An 8003-nucleotide genomic window follows, 5' to 3' on the forward strand; every position below is an offset into this window, starting at 1 on the left:
GAGCGGAGCGCGGCCGCCGCCGCCAGCGGGTCCCCGCCGGCGAGCCCGGCGGCCGTCGCGAGCGCGGCCGACCCCTCGGCGGTACGCAGGGCGGCAAGCTGGTCCAGATCCACCCGCCCATTGTCCCGGTGCCCCCGGACCGGCCCGGCGAGGGCGACTCGCCGGGTGTCCCGTTGGCACTCTCCTTGACGGAGTGCTAGCCGAGGAATAACCTGCGATTAGCACTCTCACCCTGAGGGTGCCAACGCCCGGGCCCTGGTGTCCGGGGGTTGAACGCCAGGCGGACCGGCACCCGCGACGACGGCCCCGCCCGGTGGCATGTGGCAGATTGACGCAGGTCGGCGCGCCGACCCGCAACGACACCAAGTACCCCAGGAGGGTATGCCCGTGACTACCGCGACCAAGGTTGCGATCAAGCCGCTCGAGGACCGCATCGTGGTCCAGGCGAACGAGGCCGAGACCACCACCGCCTCGGGCATCGTGATCCCCGACACCGCCAAGGAGAAGCCGCAGGAGGGCACCGTCCTCGCTGTCGGCCCGGGCCGGATCGACGACAAGGGCAACCGCGTGCCGATCGACGTGACGGTCGGCGACACCGTCCTCTACTCGAAGTACGGCGGCACCGAGGTCAAGTACGCCGGCGAGGAGTACCTGGTGCTCTCCGCCCGCGACGTCCTCGCGGTCATCGAGAAGTAAGCAACCGATCAGTGTCGTTGCCCCGGTCCGGCTCGCCGGGCCGGGGCAACGTCGCTTCGAAGGGATACAGATGGCGAAGATCCTCAGCTTCTCGGACGACGCCCGGCACCTGCTGGAGCACGGTGTCAACGCCCTCGCGGACACGGTCAAGGTCACTCTCGGCCCGCGCGGGCGCAACGTCGTCCTGGACAAGAAGTTCGGTGCGCCCACGATCACCAATGACGGCGTGACGATCGCCAAGGAGATCGAGCTCACCAACCCCTACGAGAACCTCGGCGCGCAGTTGGTCAAGGAGGTGGCGACCAAGACCAACGACGTCGCCGGCGACGGGACCACCACCGCGACCGTGCTGGCCCAGGCCATGGTCCGCGAGGGCCTGCGCAACGTGACCGCCGGGGCCAACCCGGCGGGCCTCAAGCGGGGCATCGACGCGGCGGCCGGCAAGGTCTCCGAGGCGCTGCTCGGCAAGGCCGTGGAGGTCTCCGACAAGGAGTCGATCGCGCACGTCGCGACGATCTCCGCGCAGGACGCCACCATCGGCGAGCTGATCGCCGAGGCGATGGAGAAGGTCGGCCGCGACGGTGTCATCACCGTCGAGGAGGGCTCCGCCCTCACCACCGAGCTGGAGGTCACCGAGGGTCTCCAGTTCGACAAGGGCTTCATCTCGCCGAACTTCGTCACCGACGCGGAGGGGCAGGAGTCGGTCCTGGAGGACCCGTACATCCTGATCACCACGCAGAAGATCTCGGCGATCGAGGAGCTGCTGCCGCTGCTGGAGAAGGTGCTCCAGAACAACAAGCCGCTGCTGATCATCGCCGAGGACGTCGAGGGCCAGGCCCTGTCCACGCTGGTGGTCAACGCGATCCGCAAGACCCTCAAGGTCTGCGCGGTGAAGGCCCCCGGCTTCGGTGACCGCCGCAAGGCGATGCTCCAGGACATGGCGATCCTGACCGGCGCCGAGCTGGTCGCCCCGGAGCTGGGCTACAAGCTCGACCAGGTCGGCCTGGAGGTGCTCGGCACCGCCCGCCGCGTCGTGGTCGACAAAGAGAACACCACGGTCGTCGACGGCGGCGGCCACGCCACCGAGGTCGCCGACCGGGTCGCCCAGATCCGCAAGGAGATCGAGGCCTCGGACTCCGAGTGGGACCGGGAGAAGCTGGCCGAGCGGCTGGCGAAGCTCTCCGGTGGCATCGCGGTGATCAAGGCCGGCGCGGCCACCGAGGTCGAGATGAAGGAGCGCAAGCACCGCATCGAGGACGCCATCTCGGCGACCAAGGCCGCGGTCGAGGAGGGCACGGTCCCGGGTGGCGGCGCCGCCCTGGCCCAGGTCCTCTCCGTGCTCGACGGCGACCTGGGCTTCACCGGTGACGAGAAGGTCGGCGTCTCGATCGTGCGCAAGGCGCTGGTCGAGCCGCTGCGCTGGATCGCCCAAAACGCCGGCCACGACGGCTACGTGGTGGTGCAGAAGGTCACCGCGAAGGAGTGGGGCAACGGCCTCAACGCCGCCACCGGCGAGTACGTGGACCTGGTCAAGTCCGGCATCATCGACCCGGTGAAGGTGACCCGCAACGCGGTCGCCAACGCCGCCTCGATCGCCGGGTGCTGGTGGCGGGAACGGGCCCCTTCCTGCTTCCGGTCGCGGCCGGCCTGGCCGAGTCGGGAGCGAGCGTCGTGGGCGTTCACGAGGCCGCCTCCCCGTTGGCGTGGCTGAGTGAGCTCGGCGCCGTGATCCGCAATGTGGGCAAGCTCGGTGAGGGCGCCGGCTACGCCCGGGTGCTGGCGCGGCACCGCATTCCGGTCCTTACCCGGTCCGTCGTGGTCTCCGCCCACGGCACGGACGCCGTGGAACGGGTCACCACCATGCGATCGGACCACAAGGGCCGGGTGGTACCCGGGAGCGAGCGCACGATCGCGGTGGACGTGCTGGCCGTGGGGTGGGGTTTCACCCCGCAACTGGAGCTGCCGCTGGCGCTCGGCTGCGCGACGCGCGTGGATGTCGACGGGTCGCTGGTGTGCGAGGTCGACGACGGGCAGCGCTCGTCGGTCGAGGGCGTCTTTGTCGCCGGCGAAGCCTGCGGCGTGGGCGGCGCCGCGCTTGCGACGGTGGAAGGCGAGATCGCCGGTACTGTCGCGGCGGGCGCGTCGTCGATCGCACCTCGGCTGCGCCGCTCACGGGCGGCGCTGCGCCGCTTCGCGCAGGCGATGCACCGGTCACACCCGGTGCCCCCAGGATGGGTGGACCGGCTGTCCGACGACACGACCGTCTGCCGCTGCGAGGAGGTTCCTTTCGGGGCACTGCGTTCCATGCAGCAGGACCTCGACGCGCACGACGGCCGGTCGGCGAAGATGCTCACCCGAGCCGGCATGGGTTACTGCCAGGCCCGCACCTGCGGCTACGCCGTCGGCTGCATCCTCGGTCAAGAGCCCTCCCGCACCTCCGGCTTCGCCGAACGCCCCGTCTCGTCTCCCCTCACCCTCGGCGCGTTGGCAACGTCCTCTCCGGTGGAGAACGAGCCACCGCCAGCTGAGTGAGAAGGAAGGACGGGGAGATCCTCTTCCTAAGTCACCAGAATGCGATCTTGCGCCGGCAAAACATGGTAATGGAGAGGTGCAATGGCACACCTTACTCGGAGATGTTGATGGCGTCTGGGTGGCTCGGTGCCGAGCGCATCCGGCAGCAGCGGGCGGCGGCCCGATGACCGTTACCGCGACCTACACCATCCCCGGCATGCGCGTGCGCGAGCATGTGACCGACGTGCCGCTGGACTGGTCCGACCCGGGACGCGGCGCCATCCAGCTCTTCGCTCGCGAGATCGTCGATCCGGTACGCGCCGGCGAGGATCTGCCGTGCCTGGTCTACCTGCAAGGCGGACCCGGCGGGAAGGGCCCGCGCCCGCTCGATCGGTCCGGCTGGCTCGGCCAGGCACTGCGCGACCACCGTGTCGTCCTGGCGGATCAGCGCGGCACCGGCCGCAGCACCCGCGTCGACGGTCGCCGGATGCGCGGGTTCGCCACGGCCGAGGAGGCGGCCGGCTTTCTCGCCTGCTTCCGGGCCGACTCGATCGTCGCCGACCACGAGCATCTGCGGAAGACCGTCTTCGGCGGCCGGCGCTGGTCCACCCTCGGACAGTCGTACGGCGGGTTCCTCACCCTGACGTACCTGTCAAAGGCCCCGGAAGGCTTGAGCGCCTGCTATGTCACCGGCGGCCTGCCTGGTCTCGACCCGTCGGCCGCCGAGGTCTACCGGCGCACCTATCCCCGGGTCGAGGCGAAGAACCGGCAGTTCTACCGGCGTTACCCGCACCAGGTGGCGCAGGTGGGCCGGATCGCCGACCGGCTGACCGAGGGCGACGTGCTGCTGCCCGACGGTGACGTGCTCACGGTGCGGCGGTTGCAGTCCCTCGGCATCGACCTCGGCATGAAGCCCGGATACGAGCGCATGCACTGGCTGCTCGACGAGGCCTTCTCGGGTGACGAGCTGTCGGCGACGTTCCTGCACCAGGTGCTGGCCCGGACCTCCTACAGCGACAACCCACTCTTCGCGGCCCTGCAGGAGAGCATCTACGGACACGGCGCCGCCCCCACCGCATGGGCGGCGCAGGCCGAACGGGCGCGGCACCCGCAGTTCGCCGAGGACGCCAGGCCGTTGCTCTTCACCGGCGAGATGATCTATCCCTGGATGTTCGAGGAGATCGCCGAGCTGCGGCCGTTCCGCGGCGCCGTCGAGCTGCTGGCCGCCCGGGAGGAGTGGCCGCGGCTCTACGACCTCGACCGGCTGGCAGGCAACGAGATCCCGGTCGCCGCCGCCGTCTACTACGACGACATGTACGTGGACGCCGGCCTGCAACTGGACACCGCCTCCCGGGTCGGCAACGTGCAGACCTGGGTCACCAACGAGTACGAACACGACGGTATCCGTGCGGACGACAGGGTCTTCACCCGGCTGACCGAGCTGGTCCGGGACCTGGGAGGAGGAGTCACCGATGCGTGAGGGCAAGCCGCCGAAGCTGTCCGAGATCGCGGCGTTCACGGAGTACATGAACACCGGATGGGGGGTGCCCGACCGCACGCCGTCGATCGTTCCCGGAGCGGTGGAGGCAGCGGCGGCCCACCGGGCCCGGCTGGCCGAGGCGCTCCCGGGCCGCACCGTCGTGCTGGCCGCGGGGGAGGCGCCCGTGCGCAGCAACGACACGACGTACGACTTCCGCCCGGACAGCGACTTCGTCTGGGTTACCGGCTGCGGAGTCGAGAACGCCGTGGTGGTGCTGCGCGGCGGCGACGCCACGCTCTACCTGCCACCGCCCGCAGGCCCCGGCGACCCCGGCTTCTGGACCGACGCCCGCTACGGTGAGCTCTGGGTCGGGGGCGCTCCGGGACTGGCCGACTGGGCGCGGGCGCTGGGCGTCGAGGTCCGGCCGCTCGCGGAGCTCGCCGAGGACGTGACCCGGGACGAGGAGGTGGCCCGGACCCTCGCCGAACTCCGCATGCACAAGGACGAGTGGGAGATCGGGCAGCTCCGCGAGGCCGTGGACCGCACAGTCGAAGGCTTCACCGCCGTCGTCCGCGAGGTCCCCACCGCAATCGCCGGGCCCGGGGAACGGTGGCTGCAGGGCACCTTCGACCGGTACGCCCGGGCCTACGGCAACGGCCCCGGCTACGCCACGATCGTCGGCAGCGGCCGGCACGCGCCCACGCTGCATTGGGTGCGCTGCGACGGCCCGGTGCTGCCAGACGAGCTGCTCCTGCTCGACATGGGCGTCGAGGTCAGAAGCTGTTACACCGCCGACGTCACCCGCACCTTCCCGGCCTCCGGCCGGTTCTCTCGCGTCCAGCGGCAGGTGCACGACCTGGTGGAACGGGCCCACCGGGCCGGGCTGGCGGCAGTCGGCCCCGGCCGACCGTTCACCGACTTCCACCATGCGGCGATGGAGGTAATCGCGCAGGGACTGGCCGACTGGGGACTGTTGCCGGTCTCCGTGGACGAGGCACTCTCCGACACCGGCCAGCACCACCGGCGCTACCTGGTGTGCGGCATCGGCCATCACCTGGGGCTGGACGTGCACGACTGCGGCCGGGCCGCGCCGGAGGCCTATCAGGGCGCGGTCATGGCACCCGGCATGGTGCTCACCGTCGAGCCCGGCCTGTACTTCCACGCGCACGACCTGACCGTGCCGCCCGAGTTGCGCGGCGTCGGCGTGCGCCTCGAGGACGACCTCCTGGTCACGCCGGACGGCGCAGAGGTGCTGTCCCGCGGGTTGCCGCTGGACGCCGCCGGCCTGGAGAAGTGGATGGCAGCTCAGACCGCGTGACATCGCCCCTGTCCGGCTCTGCGTACGACCCGAAGGACACCTCAACATAACCACCCCCGCCCAGCCGTGGCCCAGCGTTCACGTCGCGACGGCACTGCCCTTCCGCGACGACCTCCGCGTCGACTATGACGCCGTCGCCGAGCACGTCCAGTTCCTCGCCGCCGGCGGCTGCGACGGGGCGCGCTCTTTCCCCACCATGATCGTTCCCGTAACGTCCGGTACCGGTGCCGCGCAACACGGCGGGGCGCCACGGCATCGACCAGCAGCGCATCAGGAGAACGATGAGACGTCTCGTCGCCGTCGGGGCCGCCGTACTCGGCTTCGCCCTCTTCACCGGTACCGCGGCACACGCCGCCGTGCCATCGGAGTTCGGCTCGGACTGGGACGACCCGCGTACGGCGGATCAGCCCGTCTCGAAGCCGCCCACCTCGTCCTGCACTGTCACCATCGTCGACCACGAGTTCCGCGACTTCAGCCCGTACACCGGCACCTACACCCCACCGGCCGGCTGCGCAGGGCCGTGGAACAAGGTCGTGCTGCGCATGGAGACCTCCATCGCCGGCCGGCAGTACGACCGCCTCGGCTCGCTGCGTATCGGAGACGTGACCATCTTCAAGACCTCCACCGCCGAGCCGTCGGTCGACGGCATCCACTGGAGCGTCGAGAGTGACGTCACCCGGTACGCCCCGCTCCTCAGCCGTCAGCAGCCCGTCTGGATGCTGCTGGGCAACGTGGTGAACGAGACGTACACGGGGGTCCTGGACACCACCGTCGAGTTGACGTTCTACCAGGCCACGAAGGACTATCCCGCGGCGGAGACCTCCGACGACGTGCTGCCGCTCACCGACGCCGCTCAGGCCGGGGGCGAACTGCACGGCACCGTCACGGTCGCCCGCAATACCGAGCGGCTGGTTGCGGAGGTGTACGCCACCGGTTCCGGCGGCGGCTGCGAGGAGTTCTGGTACGGCACCACGCCGCCCGACACCGGCTACTCCTGCGCCACGGCGGCCGACGGGCCGTACCGGGAGGTGCAGGTGCTGATCGACGACCAGGTCGCCGGCATCGCCGCACCGTACCCGTACATCTACACCGGCGGCTGGTCCAACCCGTTCCTCTGGTACGTGCTCCCCGCGCCGCGCGCCTTCAACATCCAGGCCATCCGGTACGACCTGACCCCGTTCGTGGGCCTGCTCACCGACGGTGCGCCGCACCGGGTGCGGGTACGCACGGTCGGGGTGCCGGCCGGCCAGTCGGGCTGGGACACGCCGACGAACTTCCTGGTGTGGCGGGACCACGGCAGCACCCAGACCACGGGCGGCCTGCTCAGCCACCAGCTTGGCGCGCTGCGCAACGACGTGACCAGCTACGTCGAGGGCGACACGCACCACGTTGACGTCGACGCGGCGCACCGGTTCCACACGGTTGGCTGGCTGGACACCTCGCACGGGCGGGTGGTGACCACCGTCGAGCAGGCCCTGACCAACCAGAACGAGCACTACTGGGGACCGGATGAGAGCCCGGACGCCCAGCACGCGGTCTGGACCGACACCTCGACGGTGACGATGTCCGGGCAGGGGTCGTCGCCGCGAGTCAGCCGCAGCGCGAAGCGATTCACCGTCGACGGTGGCATCACGATCGACGGTGACCGGCTGACCACCCGCATGACGCTTGGCGACTACGCGGATCAGACCACGGTCGGGACCGCGCAGGCCCCGTGGAGCCGGCTGGCGAACACGTTCACCGGTTCGGCCTCCTGGACCCTGGGCGTACCGCGGGAGGAGCGGCACGCGGTCGGCGAGTCCGAGCAGCGGTACCGGCTGACCGGCCCGGACGGGACCTGCTACGACCACCGGCTCGCCCAGCGCAACGGGTTCATCACAGCCGACGACCTGCTCTGCTGACCGTCGCGCCTGTTCGTTTGTCAGACCAACTTGACACGGCATAGGGGTGTCCGGACCGGTGGACGGGTAGCGGGCGGGGGCGGCCAGCGCCCCCGCC

Annotated in this window: 5 protein-coding genes and 1 pseudogene; all 6 read left to right on the forward strand. The window is 70.6% G+C overall.

The window, feature by feature from the left end:
* Positions 1 to 381: 381 nt before the first annotated feature.
* Positions 382 to 696 (forward strand): co-chaperone GroES, encoded by a 315-nt coding sequence (gene groES, locus ACWEVO_RS22645; RefSeq protein ID WP_452309526.1) that lies wholly within the window; start codon positions 382 to 384, stop codon positions 694 to 696.
* 70 nt (positions 697 to 766) lie between these two features.
* Positions 767 to 2296 (forward strand): annotated as a pseudogene (gene groL / locus ACWEVO_RS22650) (chaperonin GroEL); the annotation flags it as partial.
* 5 nt (positions 2297 to 2301) lie between these two features.
* Positions 2302 to 3228 (forward strand): FAD-dependent oxidoreductase, encoded by a 927-nt coding sequence (locus tag ACWEVO_RS22655; protein ID WP_452309530.1) that lies wholly within the window; start codon positions 2302 to 2304, stop codon positions 3226 to 3228.
* 163 nt (positions 3229 to 3391) lie between these two features.
* Positions 3392 to 4687, forward strand: coding sequence for an alpha/beta fold hydrolase (locus ACWEVO_RS22660; protein WP_452309527.1), 1296 nt, complete (start codon positions 3392 to 3394; stop codon positions 4685 to 4687).
* Complete coding sequence (locus tag ACWEVO_RS22665) at positions 4680 to 6005, forward strand: aminopeptidase P family protein (RefSeq protein ID WP_452309528.1); 1326 nt, start codon at positions 4680 to 4682, stop codon at positions 6003 to 6005. The genes ACWEVO_RS22660 and ACWEVO_RS22665 overlap by 8 nt, the downstream gene beginning before the upstream one ends.
* Positions 6006 to 6286: 281 nt before the next feature.
* Positions 6287 to 7906 (forward strand): peptide-N4-asparagine amidase, encoded by a 1620-nt coding sequence (locus ACWEVO_RS22670; protein WP_452309529.1) that lies wholly within the window; start codon positions 6287 to 6289, stop codon positions 7904 to 7906.
* The last annotated feature ends 97 nt before the right edge of the window (positions 7907 to 8003 follow it).

This window comes from Micromonospora sp. NPDC003776 (genome assembly GCF_053605645.1).

Excerpts from the sequence above, each read along its gene's own strand:
- groES (WP_452309526.1), top strand. The coding sequence starts at position 382 with ATGCCCGTGACTACCGCGACCAAGGTTGCGATCAAGCCGCTCGAGGAC.
- ACWEVO_RS22660 (WP_452309527.1), top strand. The coding sequence starts at position 3,392 with ATGACCGTTACCGCGACCTACACCATCCCCGGCATGCGCGTGCGCGAG.
- ACWEVO_RS22665 (WP_452309528.1), top strand. The coding sequence starts at position 4,680 with ATGCGTGAGGGCAAGCCGCCGAAGCTGTCCGAGATCGCGGCGTTCACG.
- ACWEVO_RS22670 (WP_452309529.1), top strand. The coding sequence starts at position 6,287 with ATGAGACGTCTCGTCGCCGTCGGGGCCGCCGTACTCGGCTTCGCCCTC.